Genomic DNA, 18,041 nt, shown 5'->3' on the forward strand with positions numbered 1-18,041 from the left:
AAAAAGGGGTGAATGTCGATTATGACATTCACCCCTCACCCCTAGCTAATATTAAGCTAATCTTTACACTACAAACTAGAACAACGTCAAAGTCTTAGTCATTAAACCATTTTCAGTTTGTAGCCTGATAAAATATGTTCCTTTCGTCAATTCGGAAAGATCAAAATTGATCGAAGTTTCTTTTATATTTTCAAAATCATTCTCTTTCACTAGCGTCCCAAGGCTATTAAAAATGGATACTTTTAAGTTAGATGCCTCATCCAATGCTACTTCCATTGAAAGAAGTCCTTCAGAAGGGTTGGGATAAATCTTTGCTTTATCAACTAATGATCGCTGGTTGAAACTCCGTAACTCCCCGGATAAACTCTGAGTAACTTCATCCTCAACCAGGAATGAACCTGCTGAAAGGGTACAACCATTGGCATCAACCACAGTCAGGCTATATTCCCCACTGGTAATATTATATAAATCTTCCTGGTTAGAAGTAAACCCATCTGGCCCTGTCCATTCATAAGTATACGGATAGGTTCCTCCTTGCACAGTTACCTGTACCTGACCATTTCCTGTGCTATCACTGGAATTCAATACAATTCCATTCATTAAGAAAAGAGAATCCGGTTGTTCAAGTATGATCGTATTATTGATTATGCAACCACTTTCATCCATTCCTTTGATCTTATACGTTCCAGCAGTTAAATTTGAAGCAGTATCACCTTCCTGGACCTGAGCTCCATCCCAGAACAAATAATATTTCTTTTCTGGGTCTGGTACATTAAATACAATTTGTCCGTCGGCCGAACCATAGCAACTCGGCAAGGTAACTTCAAAATCCAATTCTATAGGAATTACTATAACATTGAAAGAACATAATTCGTAATCACCATTCTCAAATATTATTAAATAAGTTATCGTAGTAGTACCTACTGGGAAAACACTGCCACTACATAAACCTTCAATTTGAGTAATAGAATAATCCATATCGGAAACAATTTCTGGTGCAGAATAAGTCACTACAGAATTACATTGTTCAACTACGATATCATCAGGACATCCTTCAGGTCCCACATTTGGATCCTTCTCAATAATAAACGCTACCGTAAGGAAACAACCCTCAGAATCTGTAACTGTCACTTGATAAACACCGATCGACAAACCGGACACAGAACTTGTTGTGGCACCTGTACTCCATTGATAAGTAAATGGTGCCGTACCTCCGGTCACTAAAACCTCAGCAGTAGCATCTGCAGAATCCATTACAAACGTTGTTTCAACATCCAACACCAAATCGCAGTCATCCGGATTGTCCGGATCGTCGGGATCATCAGGATCTTCATCCACAGTAAATTGAATGGCTACAGAACATCCATTAGCATCTGTAACCGTTAATGAATAATCACCTGGCCCTGCAGAGATAAAAGGATTTTCGCTACCTGTACTCCACATATAAGTATATGGTGCCTCACCACCGGAAACTTCTGCTTCCACAACTGAATTCCCTCCGGTACCTCTCATAATATCTACACTCACTTCAGGTTGCTCTGGCTCTTCAACCATATAGGTAAATTCCCCCATACATCCTCTGCTATCTGTTATGGTTACGGTGTATGATCCTGCCGTCAAGTTTGAAATATCTTGTGTAGTTGCGCCATTTGACCAGGAATATTCATATGGGGCAACGCCGCCAATAACAGTCAAATTAATAGCTCCATTTCCTTCCCCAGCACACACAGCATTGGTTACTTGTGCCGTAGAACTAACATCACCGGGGTTTTCGATCACTATCGTATCTCCGGTAGTACATTCTTTTATTAAATCAGTAGCTACTACAGCAATAATTCCAGCTCCTTCAACTTCAGCCGTTGTTCCATCTTCATCAATGACGACATCGCCTTCTATTACCTCCCAAAGTATCTGTACGTTGGCTCCAACACCGAGGTCTGTATCATCAGCAGTAATGACAGCAGTGCCGTCACAATCCAAGTATGCAGTATCCTGTTCAATATCCAAAGTACCAATACTCACATCAGCAGTAACCGTAATTGTATCGGACACAAGACACTGGGTTACGAGACTTACTCCTGTGGCTACATACGTTCCTGGTGCACCTACGGTTAATTTATTGTCATCTCCGGCAATAATCTCTCCTACATCTCCCAGAATATCAAAGTCTACAGTTATTCCATCGTTATTTATTAATACTATATCAGCTACATTTAAACAACCTAAATCCAGCACAGCTCCTGCATCAAAATCCAAAATTGAATTGTCGTCCTCATCTCCAGGGCCAATGATCACACTATCCCGTGCTTCACATCCGGTAATAGCATCAGAAGCTACTGCGACATATGTTCCCGGAGCATCAACTTCCAGAATATTATTAGTAGTTAATACATTTCCACTTAAATTTTCCCAAACGATAGAAGTAGCATCCGTAATGGCCTCCAATTCCAATTCATCCAGGCAGCCCAATATTCTATCCGTACCAGCATCTAATAACGGAATATCAATATCAGCGGTTACTTCCACCTCTTCTTCAGATACACATCCAGTCAAAGGATCTAATGCTGTAAAAGTATAAATACCTGGTGTAGTTACTTCAAGAGTTTCTCCGAGAATTTCAACATCAGTATCAAGCTCAGGAACATCGACCAATAATTCAACTCCATCATCCGTAGAAATTCCAAGATCAATTAGTTCATGACATCCAAGCTCAAGGCTACCAGTAATATCGAGATTTGGTAATTCAATCAGGTTTTCAATTTCCGCACTGGCAGAATCTCTACATCCGTTTTCATCCTCTACGATAATAGAGTATACACCTTCGGTCAGGTCAGTTATCGTATTTCCTTCTCCACCAAGATTAAGGATTTCTCCCAAATTAAGAATACCCAGATCAAGGCCTCCTGTACCTCCCGTGGTAATTACTTCAATTGAACCTGTCGGGTCGACACAACTTAGAATATCATCTATATTCAAATCAATAATTTCCAGGGCATCAGGTTCTTCCACTGTAAAGTCTACATCTTGAGTAGAACTTCCAAGCAATGTATTGGTAGTCCAACTAAAAGTATAGTCACCTGCTGACAGATCTTCTGCCCTTACTGTTAATCCTAAGTTGAGAATGTCTAAGTCTTCATCTTCTTCAAGCAATCCATCTAATAAATTAGATATTAGACCTTGGCCACCCTCTTTGATCGGCTCAGAAACTCCATCTTTGGTCAACTCATATTCATAATTTCCAAGCAAAGAGAGCCCAGCTACCAGGATAGTCACAGAGCCATCACTTTCACCATGACAGCTTACATCGTCAACAAGAGGAACTCCTAAGTCTAGAACAGGTAAATCAGCTTCCAAATTTCCGGGTGAATTATTCCCGAAAACGCATACGGATGCCATTAGAAAAATAAATAGAAAAGGTAAATGTGTCTTCATTTTCCATAGAGTTTAAGTATGAGGTAAAATAAATTTTCTGTCAATGATTTTTGAACGGCAAAAAGGGTGTAACAAAAGTAAATAGACTAATGGGTTACTTAATATCGTCTACTTACTTCATTCAAAAATCATCAAATCGGTGTCTAAACTAACATATAAAATTTACAAAATCCAAGAATTTAACATTTTTGCCCAAACTAAACATTAAATTTACTTTAGGTAATTTCCCTAAAAGATAATTTGCTTACTAATATTCAAATAATTCAAATATATAATCTTTTATTTAGGACGATATTCTCACGGTTCGCATACCCATCAAATAGAAAAATAATCATCTTTTTTTACAAAAAAAGCACTATATTTGACTGAATATTAAAATATACCACGCTTAATAAATTTATTTAAAGCAAAAACAACAAAATAAAAAATCTCCTATTTCTTCCGAATAAAAAATTCTCCAAGTAACCCAAATTTGTTAAGTATTAAAAAATACAGTCTTAATTTTTAATAAAATAGTCGTTGCAACAATCAACTAACAATTATCCCCCCCCCTTTTTGATTTGACTTAGCCATTGCAATATGAACCTGAAATTGAGAAATGGTTGTAGTTTCAGATGAGAATGACTACGAATGAATACATTAACTTCACTAACCTTAACCGGGAAAAGCGAAAGCATGAAATGTAGCACCCCCATTTGCCTCATCAGACTTATGAAATATCGGACAATTTAGCATTTCCCAGCCCTTTGAAAACAGTTACCTAATTCTTCTTGAATGAGGTCGTTAAATACTTCAATATGTACTCGATCATTTCAGGTGAGTACTACTTTTTTCCAACGGTCAAAATCAAAAATTTCAGGGAATCGGGTAATAAAGCATTGAATCGCTAGATACCTCATAACCACATAGGGGGAAATGAATTCATGAAGTACTTAAATGCCATCATTAAAGCAGTCAAAATATTTATAGCTTTGACAATCAATAGATCGGGTCTACATATTGTATTCAAATGGTGTAAAAAGATATAAGGTGTCGATAAAAATGGTTGATAAAGAAGGATGTTTCCAACAACCCTGTCATAGTATCAGATGGAGGGAGAAATGATATACCAACAATCTAATCCAAAACCCTTATTAAACGGTCTTTGGGCACTTCCAAAAGAAGAGAGAGCCCTACGTTATCCAATCGAACTACAACCCGCTTTTTCCCTTTAAACTCCACTAAATCACCCCTTAATCCTGTCAGATCTCCAGATATCACTTCCACTTTGTCGCCTTTTTGTATCGGCTCCTCCGTAATTAGGGGATTTTCTATTTCACCTGCCACATATTTCAACAATTCTATTTGGCTATCCGGAATGGAGGGAATAGTGTTTTCAAATCTTACAAAATCATATACATTCTCCGTTTGCAAAACATGGATATAGTCTTGATGACTAACGCGAACAAACACATAGCCATAGATCATTGGTTTTTCAGTTTTCCGCACTCTACCAGGATATTTTTTCACCTCCGTTTTTAATGGTACCCAAGCCTCAATATTTTTATTTTGAAGTTGACGTATTACCCATTTTTCACTTTTGGTACGGGTTCGAATTGCAAACCAACGTTCATCCCTGTCAATTCCTTTTACCACAGAAGAAAGATGTTAATTACGGAATGTGGAATAAGCACCTATATTATCATACCCGCTGCGACCGTATTATGTGTTCCTTCGTCAATCAGGATAATGCTACCGGTAATTCTATTCTTGCGATAGGGATCTACGTAAAGAGGTTTGGTTGTCCTTAGCACAATCCTACCTATGTCATTCATTTTCAATTCTTTATCTTCCTGATCTCTATGTAATGTGTTTATATCTAACTTATATCTAACATCTTTGACCAAACATCTGGCCTCATTAGTGGTATGTAGAATGGTATACTTACCTCTATGTTGTAAAGGTTTTTCACTATCAAACCAACACAACATAACTTCTATATCTTGCGTAACTACGGGTTTATTATTTGGACGAACGATCATATCTCCTCTACTCAGGTCAAAATCATCTTCCAATAATATAGACACAGATTGTGGGGCAAATGCCTCATTTAATTCCCCGTCAAACGTATCAATCTTTTTTATTTTACTGGTAAATCCGGTAGGCAATAATAATACATCATCTCCTTTCTTGAATATCCCCCCGGCAATTCTTCCGGCATACCCTCTATAATCATGGAAGTCATCATTATAGGGCCTCAATACATGTTGAACTGGAAATCTATTATCAATAAAATTATGATCACTTGCTATATGAACATTTTCCAGGTAATAGATAAGAGTTGGTCCTTCAAACCAGGTCATCGATTCTGATCGAGTAACTACATTATCCCCCTTCAAAGCAGAAATAGGGATATAGTTCACATCGGAAACATCCAATTTTGAAGAAAATCGTTCAAAATCTTCTTTAATCCTTTCATATGCATCCTCATCATAATCTACCAAATCCATTTTATTAATACAGACCAATAAATGAGGGATTTGAAGTAAAGAAGCTATGATAGCGTGTCTTTTGGTTTGCTCCACAACACCATTTCGGGCATCAATCAATATTAATGCCACATTTGCCGTCGAGGCTCCTGTGACCATATTTCTCGTATACTGTATATGCCCCGGAGTATCAGCTATAATAAATTTGCGTTTAGGCGTGGAAAAATACCGATAAGCAACATCAATCGTAATTCCCTGTTCCCGTTCTGATTTTAGTCCATCGGTAAGTAATGCAAAATTAACTCCGTCTTCTCCTCTCCTCTCACTGGCACTTTTTACAGCATCGTACTGATCTTCAAAAATAGATTTACTATCGTATAACAATCTTCCAATCAAGGTTGACTTTCCATCATCTACGGAGCCTGCCGTAGTAAATCGCAATAATTCCGTGTCCTCGTATTCTCCTTTAAATTGTTGTGTTGTCGGTTGGTTATTATTTGTACTCATGTACTTATTTATTGTCTAAGAATTGGGAAATAATATTTTAGAAATAGCCTTGTTTCTTTCGGTCTTCCATGGCAGTATCCGATCTCTTGTCGTCAGTTCTGCCCCCTCTCTCAGTCATTCGAGTAGTCGCTACTTCCTCAATTATACCCTCAACCGTAACAGCAGTTGAAGGCCAAACACCCGTGCAGGTCATATCTCCAATAGTTCTGCATCGAACCATCTCCTTGCGAATACTTTCTGTTTCTTCTGGTTTTTTCACAATAAACTCCGAATCCGCCAATAAAACTCCGTCCCGATCAAATACTTCCCTTTCATGTGCAAAATATAAATTAGGAAGCGGTACTTTTTCTAACGAAAGATACTGCCAAACATCCAATTCCGTCCAATTCGAAATGGGGAATACTCTAAAGTGTTCACCGTATTGCTTTTTGGCATTGAAAAGATTCCACAATTCAGGACGTTGATTCTTGGGATCCCATTGGCTAAACTCATCTCTGTGGGAAAAAAACCGCTCTTTTGCTCGAGCTTTTTCTTCATCTCGTCTACCCCCTCCCATAGCAGCATCATATTTACCGTTTTCCAGTGATTCAAGAAGAACTGAGGTTTGCAATAAATTCCTACTTGCATTAAATCCCTTTTCTTCGACGATCTTACCTTCGTTAATTGCTTCCTGTACACTTCCTACGTTTAACTTTAAATTGTACTTTTCAACCAGGTCATCCCTGAATTTTAACGTCTCCGGAAAGTTGTGTCCCGTATCGATATGTAAAAGAGGAAATGGTACTCGAGCAGGGTAAAACGCTTTTACGGCCAGGTATACCATAAGTATGCTATCCTTTCCACCGCTAAAGAGAATAACAGGATTCTCAAATTGGGCAGCGACTTCCCTCAGCACAAAAATAGATTCTGATTCTAGTTCTCGAAGGTGATTAAGGTGATAATCCATTATATTTTAACACATTTTAAAACGTAGTTCAATAAATTCTCAATATTCTCTTCAGCTTTATACTTTTCGGTATCTAATATTAAATCAGGCTGTTCGGGTACCTCATAAGGAGCACTTATTCCCGTAAAATTTTTAATTTCTCCTTTTAAAGCTTTTTTATAAAGGCCTTTAGTATCCCTTTCAATACAGGTCTCAACACTTGCTTTTACATATATCAAATGAAAATCTGATTCACCGATTGTTGTCTTTGCCAATTTCCTCATATTCTCCATAGGGCTTACAAAAGAGCAAATGGTAATTATACCATTCCGAACCAATACTTTAGCCATTTCCGCAATGCGACGTACATTTTCTTCACGATCCGCAGAAGCAAAAGAAAGATCCTTACACAAACCATTTCTCATATTGTCTCCATCTAATAGAGAAGGGAAATAGTCCTTCGTCATTAAAATCCTTTCCAGCGACAAGGCGAGGGTACTTTTCCCACTTCCAGAGAGGCCCGTAAGCCAAAAAACACCTCCTTTCTGCCCCAGAAATGATTGTTTTTCATCTCTGGAAACTACCTGATCAAATATTGGGTATATGTGTTCCATAATTATTTTTCTACCTCTCTGAAAACGCAAAAATAAATATATAATTGAGTCTCCATCAATCTATTTTGGCTATTTTTTTCATGTCATCAAGTTGATTCTATTGAAGTTATATAAATCAATCACTATACTCTACTGATTATATAGACTTTATGAGCAAAAGAGAAGTCAAATTACTTTTTGTTCAAAAAGAAACTTTAACAGTTTGGAAATAAAATTATAAGAAATACTTCAATTTAAAATCCAGGTTATAATGGGAAAATCAAACGATTTTACGCAACTTTTATTCCGGTTCAAATCCTAATAATATCTGGAACTTTCCAAAATCTGTAAATTTGGAATTCGCTGCTTGCAATTGTGGTTTATCCCATCCAATACCATAATCAAATCCAATCAATCCAAACATTGGTAAAAATACCCTCAACCCAAGACCGGCAGCCCTTTTGATGTTAAATGGGTTAAAAGCTTTGAAATCATTAAATGCATTTCCCCCTTCCATAAAGGCCAAAGCATAAATTGTAGAGCTCGGATTCAATGAGAATGGATACCTGAGTTCCAGTGTATATTTATTGTATATACTTGATCCACTGATATTGGAATTCTGCCCATTGGGTGCTACAGCCGGGAAATTGGCGGTTTCATACCCCCTCATATTAATACGCTCCTGGCCGGTAACAACAAAATTTGAAGACAAGGGTTCAGCACCAAACTCAAACCTTTCGAAAGGAGATTGACCGATCTCTTGATTATAAAATCCCAGAAATCCCATCTTGGCACTGGCCTTTACTACAAATTTCCCAAAAACTTGTTTATACCACTCTGCTTTCACACTCCATTTATGGTATTCCACCCATTTAAACTTTTCTTCTATACCTAGGCCATTATAATTTTTATTACTCATCAGGCTGTAAGGAGGGGTTAATTGCATTGCCACACTAAATTTCGAACCTTCTGTAGGAAAGATAGGCTCATAAATAGTACTTCGTGCAAATGTAGTTTCCAGGTAAATATTATTATAAAGACCATTACTTACAGGTGTTCCATCCGGCAAAGTAAAGATCCTAGTATAATTATTAATGTCAATTCGCTGGTAATTCATGGTATTATTGATCACAAAATTCTCATCGGGCCACTTCAGTGGAGAACCCAATCCAAGCGTAATCTGCGACATTGTCATGTTTTGGTCAATATTCACATAATTAGAGAACTTATTGTGATACGCTGCCAGGGTAAATGAATTCGGTGCTTTCCCTCCCATCCATGGCTCTGTAAATGAAAAATTATATGACTGGTAAAAATTACCATTAGATTGGGCCCGCACACTTAGTTTTTGTCCATCACCTGTGGGAAGTGGATGCCATGCTTCCCTGTTACCAATATTCCTAAGCGAAAAGTTATTAAATGTAAGACCAAGTGTACCGATCAAACCTCCACTGCTAAAATAACTTTCCGGCTGATATCCGGCCGACAACTCCAATTGGTCAGAAGATTGTTCTTCTACATCATATTCTATATCCACTGTTCCCCGCTGTTCATTTACCGGAGTATTGATCCCCATGGTCTCTTGATTGAAATAACCGAGGGCAAGTACTTTTCGCTGGGAACGTATGATATCAGACCTACTGAACTTCTTACCAGGCAAAGTAGTCAATTCTCTTCGAATCACATGTTCATGAGTTCTGTCGTTTCCATTAACCACTACCCGATCAATAGTGGCCTGCGGACCTTCGAAAATCCTTACTTCGATATCCACAGAATCTTCCTTTATTGCCACTTCAACAGGTTGGGCATTAAAAAACAAATATCCATCGTCCATATACAAGGCCGAGACATCATTTCCATCAAGCGAAAAACTCAATCTTTTTTCCAACTCCTCCCTGTTATACACATCTCCTTTTTTCAACCCAAGCACTCTATCCAATTGGTCTGTCGTATATAGAGTATTACCTTTCCAGGCAATATCCCGCAAGTAATATTGTCCCCCTTCTTCCAGGTCAATCTGAATCATCATATGACCATCTTCATTTCTCCAGGTGCTATCATTCACTATTATTGCATCGCGAAACCCCAATGACTGGTAATAAGCAACCACTTTCTTTTTGTCCTCCTCGTATTTATCCTTGATCCATTTTGAAGATGAAAATAACTTCCTTTTTCGATTGGTTTCTTCCATCTGCTTTCGCAGTTTTCTGGATTTCACTACAGTGTTTCCCGTAAAAACTATATCCTTGATTTTCACTTTATCTTTCCGATCAACTGAAATTTTCACCTGAACACCATTTTCCAATTTTTCTTCAGCGATAATTTCCATATCAATTTGAGCATCCAGATATCCCTTATCGATATAGTACTTCTTTATGGCATTTTTGGCCTTTGTCATTGAACTTTCTGTAACAATACCACCTTTAACAAGATATTTTTCAGCCGCTTCTGTCAAGTCTTCCTCTCTAGAATTCTTAATACCTTCAAAATAAAACCGGGTCAACCTTGGTCTTTCCGTTACAATAATATCAATAAATACAACATCATCGATTCGTTTCCTCTGAACAAATTTAATGTCTGAAAAAAGATTTAACTCCCACAAATTATTAAACGCTTCCTGGGTATCATCAGGGATATTGACGGTACTCCCAACTTCCAGACCTGCCACTACCTTAAGGGCTTTGGGATCAGTATGCTGCGCCCCTTTAATCTGAACATCTCCAATTTCCAAAACCTCTTTTTCCTGTGGTTGTTGTGCAAACCCTGGAAGAACACACAAAATCAGAAAAAACAATATCCAGATTTTATGTGGGATAGAAATATTGTATATCACTATATTCATAAATTTTTGATCTTTTCTTCACGATAAACGAAGCAATTTCACCTCATTACCACCATCAAACGACAATTAACATATTATTAAACAATCTGATCACTTGTTTTGCCAAACCTTCTTTCCCTATTCTGAAATTCATGCACAGCAGAATAAAAATCCTCCTTGCGGAATTCTGGCCACATCTTTTCAGTAAAGTAAAATTCCGTATAAGCACTTTGCCACAATAGAAAATTACTTAATCTTTTTTCACCACTTGTCCGGATCAATAATTCGGGGTCCGGCATAAAATGCGTCGCAAGGTAATTAGAAATCAACGATTCCGAAATGTCTTCAGCATTAATTTTATCCCCAATTACATCACTTACAATATTTTGTACCGCATTGGAGATTTCCCAACGGCTACTGTAATTCAATGCCAAAATCAAGTCCATATGGGTATTGTCCCTGGTCTCTTCCATGCCTTCTTTCAATGCTTCACAAGTTTTTGGTGGTAGTTTTTCAAATTCTCCAATAGCTTTCAACCGTATATTATTTCTGTTTAATGTATCCACTTCCTTGTGAATAGTTTCTACCAATAATCCCATCAGGGCGTTAACTTCCAATTTTGGACGAGACCAGTTTTCTGTAGAAAATGCATACAACGTTAGATATCTTACCCCTATTTCTGCTGCCGCTTCTGTAATCTCCCTCACAGATTGTACTCCGTTTTTATGTCCGAAGACTCTGGGTTTACCGTGTTTACGGGCCCATCTCCCATTACCATCCATAATGACAGCAATGTGTTCCGGAATTTTATTTAAAACAACCTGGTCTTTAATATCCATTATTGAGGATTTCGCACAAAATTAATAAAGTTATCCTTAGATAATACACCTTTCGTTATTTATTCGACAGAGCAACAATTTCATAGGTGTCTTTTCTAAATGGTGATTTCTAAGTTGTTATTTTATTTCTGGGACAATAAATCCCGCAAAAATCAATTTAATTCTTTAGAAACAAAAATATGCCCCTGGTAAATTCGACAGACTAAGCTATATCGATGAGAAAAATATTTGGCAAAAATACATTATTTACATTATTAATATTATCTATTCTGTGCAGTTGTGAGTCATTACAATGTGGGTCAAATCCTGAACAGCTAATTGGGAAGATGGAGTCATTAGTAGAAACAGTAAAAGAAAAGCGAAAAGAATCCAACTCAAATGACTGGGAAACCTGGGACCATAAATTTGTCAATTATTATGAAAATTGCTACAATGCTTTAAAAGACGAAATGGACACCGGACAAAAAGGAAAATTTGTTGGCCTATCAATAAAATATGTGACCATCAGACTTGGAAATGAAATTAAATCAATGTTTGCTGACAAAAATGAAGAAAAATCCGAGTTTTCAGAGGTCCTTAAAAACATTGCCGAAGAATTGAAAAAGGGAAATAACTGATGGTTCCATAAATTAATTCGTACCTTACGGTAATATGAATATAAAACCCCAGGGAGTAATAACCGGAACAGGAACCTACATCCCTACGCGCAAAATACCAAACGAACATTTTTTAAAACATGAATTCTTTTCTAAAAAAAATGTTCCACTCAATAAATCCAACCCCGAAATACTTGATAAATTTAAAAGTATCACTACAATTGAAGAAAGAAGATATGTGACCGATGATTTGGTTACTTCCGACATAGCATATTTCGCAGCCAAAGATGCCATAATTGATTCCGGAATAAATAGTGAAACCCTCGATTACATTATTGTAGCTCATAACTTTGGCGATGTCAAAAAGAATAACAACAGATCTGACATCGTACCTTCTTTGGCCGCAAGAGTAAAACAAAATCTAGGAATAAAGAACCCGGATGCAGTGGCCTATGACATTACTTTTGGTTGCCCGGGTTGGTTACAGGCATTAATACAAGCCAACTATTATATCAAATCCGGAGATGCTCAGAAAATTTTGGTTATTGGTGCAGAAGTTCTATCCAGGGTCTCAGATCCCCACGACCGGGACAGTATGCTTTATGCAGATGGAGCTGGAGCCATAATCCTTGAGAATAAAGGAAATGAACCGAATCAGCGTGGCATTCTCGCTCACAAAACTCGTTCCGATACATACAATTATAGCCACATGCTCCATATGAATCAATCATACGGTGAAAGTGCAGGAGATAACTCCGAACTATTTCTCAAGATGAACGGAAGGAAACTCTATCAATACGCCCTCGAAACAGTTCCTCAATCCATTAAGAGTTGCCTGGACTCCATTAGTCTTCATATTGACAAAATAAAGAAAATCTTCATTCATCAGGCCAATGGAAAAATGGATGATGCTATTTTACAAAGATTATACGCTTTATACGATATCAAGGACATTCCGGAATTTGTAATGCCTATGACTGTATCATGGCTCGGGAATTCCTCCGTGGCTACATTACCTACCCTTTTGGATTTAACATTAAAAGGGAAACTGGAAAACCATAAAATTGAAACAGGTGATACCATATTGTTTGCTTCTGTGGGTGCCGGCATGAACATCAATGCCCTAATTTACAAAGTGTAAAAAATACTCATATTACTTAAAACATAAGTACCCAAGGGATGGCAAATGCAATCCAATCCCAATTTATATGACATATTACCTATTCTTAATATACTGAAAACACGTTAAAATCCCCAATTCCTATATTAAATTATATGCTATCCTAAAAAGATATTCACCTCTTGATGGTATCTTAGTGTTTTATGATTACGGATAATTCAAAACATACATCTACTATATATTATTCCAGAAACGTTCCTCACCTTTCGATGGATACTTATGATTATAATACTGCGAATAAATTCAGACCCTGGTATTCAAAAAATAAATTCAAAACCCTGGTCATTGATATCAGTCAAGATGAAAAAGACCTTCTTTCATCTTACCAGTACCGCGTTCGAAGATATGTACGAAAAGCTTCTGAAATGCGTCTTGAATATAATATTCACCGATCTGGAGAGGACTTTTATGACTTGCAAAAATCCATTGTTCAGTTCAATCCAAATGTAACGTATTATCCATATTCTCTTCTTACTCCCCGCCCACACCGACTATTTACTACCATCAAAACTTCCAAATTCGGCATTCTTTCCATGCACGGCCATTTATTGGATCCCGAAAATTCACAATGTCTATTATCTATGAATATATCGCGTTATCGGGAGTTTCAAGACTCCAAAGTCCGTCAATTAGCTGGCATGGCCAATACTTTTCTTTTTCACCGAGATTTTATGCACTTTAATAAAATGGGATTTACAAAATATGATATGGGTGGCTTTGAAATAGATACTCTAAAGCAATTTAAAAAAGGTTTTGGCGGTAATGTTGTGCATTATTACAGATACAAGCCTCTGCTCTCATCATTTATCCGCAAAATCAAAAATAAAATCCAGTAATAAAAATTTTGGATAGGTCAATGAAGTTAAATAAAAGCAATATAATAATGGACGGCCAGGAAAAATATAGGGCCATTGACCTTTCTCATCAACCTCTATTTGTACAACCTCATTGGCTTGATTGCATGCTTGGCTCATCTAATTGGTCTGCAATAGTCGCGCTCGGGAACAACGGCATAACCAGATGGGCATGGGCCTATGCAACCCCAAGTCGCCATTTAGGAATTTTAAAATGGACCCCCCCATCTTTTAGCACATATAATAATATTATCATTTTAGACAACACAGAAATATCCAACGTCTTACGTGAACTCTATAAACACATTCCTTTCTTTTCGTATATAAAAATCAAATATTCAAAGTCTCATAAAGAAACTACAAAAGATATTCGATTAAGGGTGAGACAATTTTATCCTCATTACGATACCCTGGATGAATATTGGAACACAATAAACAAATCTAAAAGAAAAAAACTTTCCAAATCCTTTGATATCAGGGTTGACGAGGAAACAAACCCGGATAACTTATTCAAAGGGCTTGCAGGAAGTTTGGCTAAAAACAATTTGCATTCAATAGATATTAATTCCATTGAACGGATAATGGCTTGTAAAGCCAGTACAATAGGGATGATAGTAAGAAATAAAAACGATAGGATTTTGGGGTCTCAACTTATAGCCTGGGATTCCCACACGGCCTACTTTCTTTTGAGAGGAAAAAATTATTCAAAAACCCACCTTCCGGTAAGTGAAATTCTACGGTGGGAATCTATCCGTTTTGCACATTCAAAAGGCCTTCGGATAGATCTTTGCGGATCTCAAATTCCAGGTGTAGCTAATTTCAATCGCGAAATGGGAGCTCAAAATGAATATTATCCTGAATTCATCCATTTCAAACCTATGCTTTTGAAACACATTTCATCCATGTATAAAAGAAAAAATTGAAGAAATAAAATCTAATACTTTGGTATTAGTATTATTTTTGCAAATTAATTTTAATAACACAACAATGGGGAGAGCATTTGAATACAGAAAGGCGACTAAATTTGCACGCTGGGACAAAATGGCTAAGCAATTTTCCAAGGCTGGTCGACAAATAACTATCGCAGTTAAAAATGGTGGTCCGGACCCTGAGGCCAATATCTTGTTGAAAAGAGCCATACAAAATGCCAAGTCCGTCCAAATGCCGAAAGACAAAATAGAAGCTGCCATTAAAAAAGCAGCGGATAAAGATACGTCCGGTTATGATGAAGTCACTTATGAAGGAATGGCCCCTCATGGCGTAGCTGTTATTATAGAAACCGCTACAGATAATCCAACACGTACAGTGGCCAATGTTCGCGCATCCTTTAATAAAAAAGGAGGGGCCCTTGGTACTTCCGGTATGCACGATTTTATTTTTGACCGGAAAGGTGTATTTTACTTACAAGAAGACCAAATTGATGATCCTGAAGAAGCAGAGTTAACATTAATTGATTTTGGTCTGGAAAAATTGGAAAAGGAAAACACGGAAGACGGAATATTCTATAAAATATATGTAGCTTTTCCGGATTTTGGAGCCATGCAATCCGGACTGGATGAAAATGGATTTAATGTTGAGAAATCAGAATTAGAACGAATACCATCCTTTACCAAGTCATTATCCGAAGACCAAATTGACGAAGTGTTGGATTTGATAGATCGACTTGAGCAGGACGATGATGTCCAAAATGTATTCCACAATCTTGAGTAAAATATTAATGCTCATGTCTGCTAACGAATAAGCTTGAATACTTTCGATCTGGAGCCCATGAATACAATGTTGAGAACTGCCAGCTGCAATCTGGGAGTGGTTCAACTGCAATAACAAATTCAGTGCTAATAAAATCAGAACTGTTTATTAACGACTATTCAGATTTCTCAGTGAGTATGAATTACATTATGAAATTGAATTTTACTCAAAATTCACACTTTACAACTACAATCATTCGGCCTTTCCACCCTCTACGAAATTTAAAGACACCAAAAAACCAAAATTAACAATGAAAGTGCATTTTAACAATTTTTAACAACACAAGATTTCTGAAAAAACATTGTATTCAATAAATTTGGTATTGCGTAAAGATTCAAAACATATATTATTTTAAGATCTAAAGTTATGTCCATTTTTGTACAAAATTTAACTAAGATCTACGGTGATCAAAAAGCAGTAAACAATATTTCTTTTGAAGTCCGGACAGGAGAAGTCATTGGTTTTTTAGGGCCTAACGGGGCTGGTAAGAGCACAACTATGAAAATGATTACCAGCTATTTGGCACCCACATCAGGAACTATAAAGGTTGAAGGCCTGGATGTAACAAAAGTGCCCCGGAAAGTTAAAAGAAAAATTGGCTACTTACCAGAGAACAATCCCATTTATACAGATATGTCGATTATTGACTACCTCTGGTTTTGCGGCGAAATCCAGGGTTTACCTTCATCTGAAATCCCTCATAAAATCAGGCAAATGATTGATTTGTGCGGACTCAATGACGAGCGCCACAAAACAATCAATGAACTTTCCAAGGGGTATCGCCAAAGAGTGGGATTGGCCCAGGCCATGATCCACGACCCCGAAGTACTCATTCTGGATGAACCGACGACAGGGCTAGATCCAAATCAAATTATTGAAATCCGCAAGCTCATAAAGGAACTGGGTAAGGAGAAAACGGTCATTCTTAGCAGCCATATACTTTCTGAAGTAGAAGCTACCTGCGACCGGATTCTCATCATCAACAAGGGAAAAATTGTTGCAGACGGTACGGCAGAGGTACTGCGAAAGCAAGCAAAAGGCCAGGAAATTCTGAAAATACAAATTGAGACTCAAAATGGGATTGATCCCGAAAAGGCATTGCAATCTTTAGATTCTGTGGATACCATCGAAAGATTAAACACGAAACCGAATTTCTTCCGGATTCAAAGCAATCCCGAAATTTCATCAAAAAAACCAATATTCGACTTGTGCGTAAAAAACAAGTGGTATTTATTGGAAATGAGCGCAGAAGAAACCCGCCTGGAAGACGTCTTCAGAAATGTCACTTCTGATGCTCCTAAACAAAACGAAGATGCCTTTTTATCGAATACAAACAAAGACCAGTCATGAATAGCACATGGGTAATCGCTAAAAGAGAATTAAATTCGTTTTTCGATTCGCTAATGGCCTATATGATGATTATTATATTTCTGGGGCTAAGCGGGTTTTTCACCTGGCTTTCTTCCAGTAGCAATGTTTTTCTCATTGGCCAGGCAGATATGCAGGTATTTTTCAGCATTAGTTTTTGGACTTTATTCTTTTTTATTCCCGCGATTACTATGCGATCGCTGGCTGAAGAAAACAGATCGGGGACTATAGAGCTTTTAAGTACCAAACCCATTAGCGATTGGAATATCGTTACCGGAAAGTTTTTATCATGTCTGCTTTTAGTTGGGATAGCTATTCTTTGTACGATTCCGTATTATTGGTCCGTTTCTTCCTTAGGAAATGTCGACCATGGTGCTATAATAGGAGGATACTTTGGCCTGTTACTTTTAAGTGGCATGTACATAAGTATCGGAATTTTCGCAAGCAGTATTACTCAAAATCAAATTGTCGCTTTTTTGCTAGCTCTTTTCATAGGTATATTTTTTCACATATTGTTTGATATTATTGGTTCCAGTCAAACCGGTTGGACCGGAGCACTTTTCAATTTCTTAAGCGCCCGATCCCATTTCGAATCAATTTCACGTGGTGTGGTGGATACACGCGATATATTTTATTTTTTAAGCATAATAGTCCTGGGACTTTTACTCTCTCAGATTATGTTATCAAAACGCAACTGGCAAGATTAAAA

At 37.3% G+C, this 18,041-nt stretch carries 14 protein-coding genes; 7 read left to right on the top strand and 7 right to left on the bottom strand.

The genetic code is table 11. The features are described 5' to 3' along the window. Positions 1-75 precede the first annotated feature (75 nt). The 7 genes from LVD47_RS21160 to uppS all read right to left on the bottom strand — a co-directional run bounded on the left by LVD47_RS21160 (position 76) and on the right by uppS (position 11,585). Entirely contained in the window at positions 76-3,432 is a 3,357-nt protein-coding gene (locus tag LVD47_RS21160; protein WP_236980444.1) for a T9SS type A sorting domain-containing protein, read from the bottom strand. Positions 3,433-4,548: 1,116 nt separating this feature from the next. After that, a complete protein-coding gene (locus LVD47_RS21165; protein WP_236980445.1) occupies positions 4,549-5,067 on the bottom strand; it encodes a UpxY family transcription antiterminator in 519 nt (172 codons plus the stop codon). A 38-nt stretch (positions 5,068-5,105) separates the two neighbouring features. Then, positions 5,106-6,407, bottom strand: coding sequence for a sulfate adenylyltransferase subunit 1 (locus tag LVD47_RS21170; protein ID WP_236980446.1), 1,302 nt, complete (start codon positions 6,405-6,407; stop codon positions 5,106-5,108). 37 nt (positions 6,408-6,444) lie between these two features. Next, complete coding sequence (cysD, locus tag LVD47_RS21175; RefSeq protein ID WP_236980448.1) at positions 6,445-7,353, bottom strand: sulfate adenylyltransferase subunit CysD; 909 nt, start codon at positions 7,351-7,353, stop codon at positions 6,445-6,447. Next, on the bottom strand, positions 7,353-7,946 hold the full coding sequence (gene cysC / locus LVD47_RS21180) for an adenylyl-sulfate kinase (RefSeq protein ID WP_236980450.1): 594 nt from the start codon (positions 7,944-7,946) through the stop codon (positions 7,353-7,355). Before cysC ends, cysD begins: the two co-directional genes overlap by 1 nt. A 280-nt stretch (positions 7,947-8,226) precedes the next feature. Then, a complete protein-coding gene (gene bamA, locus LVD47_RS21185; RefSeq protein ID WP_236980451.1) occupies positions 8,227-10,767 on the bottom strand; it encodes an outer membrane protein assembly factor BamA in 2,541 nt (846 codons plus the stop codon). A 77-nt stretch (positions 10,768-10,844) separates the two neighbouring features. Further along, entirely contained in the window at positions 10,845-11,585 is a 741-nt protein-coding gene (uppS, locus tag LVD47_RS21190) for an undecaprenyl pyrophosphate synthase (RefSeq protein ID WP_236980452.1), read from the bottom strand. Positions 11,586-11,800: 215 nt separating this feature from the next. Between uppS and LVD47_RS21195 the strand changes: the two genes are divergently transcribed. The 7 genes from LVD47_RS21195 to LVD47_RS21225 all read left to right on the top strand — a co-directional run bounded on the left by LVD47_RS21195 (position 11,801) and on the right by LVD47_RS21225 (position 18,039). Continuing rightward, the gene (locus LVD47_RS21195) at positions 11,801-12,202 is read left to right on the top strand and encodes a DUF6565 domain-containing protein (RefSeq protein ID WP_236980453.1); all 402 of its coding nucleotides are present in this window, start codon (positions 11,801-11,803) and stop codon (positions 12,200-12,202) included. Positions 12,203-12,236: 34 nt separating this feature from the next. Beyond that, positions 12,237-13,322 (top strand): 3-oxoacyl-ACP synthase III family protein, encoded by a 1,086-nt coding sequence (locus tag LVD47_RS21200; protein WP_236980454.1) that lies wholly within the window; start codon positions 12,237-12,239, stop codon positions 13,320-13,322. Positions 13,323-13,504: 182 nt separating this feature from the next. Further along, positions 13,505-14,197, top strand: a complete 693-nt coding sequence (locus LVD47_RS21205; RefSeq protein WP_236980455.1) for a GNAT family N-acetyltransferase — start codon at positions 13,505-13,507, stop codon at positions 14,195-14,197. A gap of 20 nt (positions 14,198-14,217) precedes the next feature. Next, on the top strand, positions 14,218-15,138 hold the full coding sequence (locus LVD47_RS21210) for a hypothetical protein (RefSeq protein ID WP_236980456.1): 921 nt from the start codon (positions 14,218-14,220) through the stop codon (positions 15,136-15,138). Positions 15,139-15,202: 64 nt separating this feature from the next. Next, positions 15,203-15,925, top strand: coding sequence for a YebC/PmpR family DNA-binding transcriptional regulator (locus LVD47_RS21215; RefSeq protein ID WP_236980458.1), 723 nt, complete (start codon positions 15,203-15,205; stop codon positions 15,923-15,925). A gap of 405 nt (positions 15,926-16,330) precedes the next feature. After that, complete coding sequence (locus tag LVD47_RS21220; RefSeq protein ID WP_236980459.1) at positions 16,331-17,314, top strand: ATP-binding cassette domain-containing protein; 984 nt, start codon at positions 16,331-16,333, stop codon at positions 17,312-17,314. Continuing rightward, the gene (locus LVD47_RS21225) at positions 17,311-18,039 is read left to right on the top strand and encodes an ABC transporter permease subunit (protein ID WP_236980460.1); all 729 of its coding nucleotides are present in this window, start codon (positions 17,311-17,313) and stop codon (positions 18,037-18,039) included. The genes LVD47_RS21220 and LVD47_RS21225 overlap by 4 nt, the downstream gene beginning before the upstream one ends. Positions 18,040-18,041 lie beyond the last annotated feature (2 nt).

Origin of the sequence: Membranihabitans maritimus, assembly GCF_021729145.1 — a bacterium.
Lineage (GTDB): Bacteria > Bacteroidota > Bacteroidia > Chitinophagales > Saprospiraceae > Membranihabitans > Membranihabitans maritimus.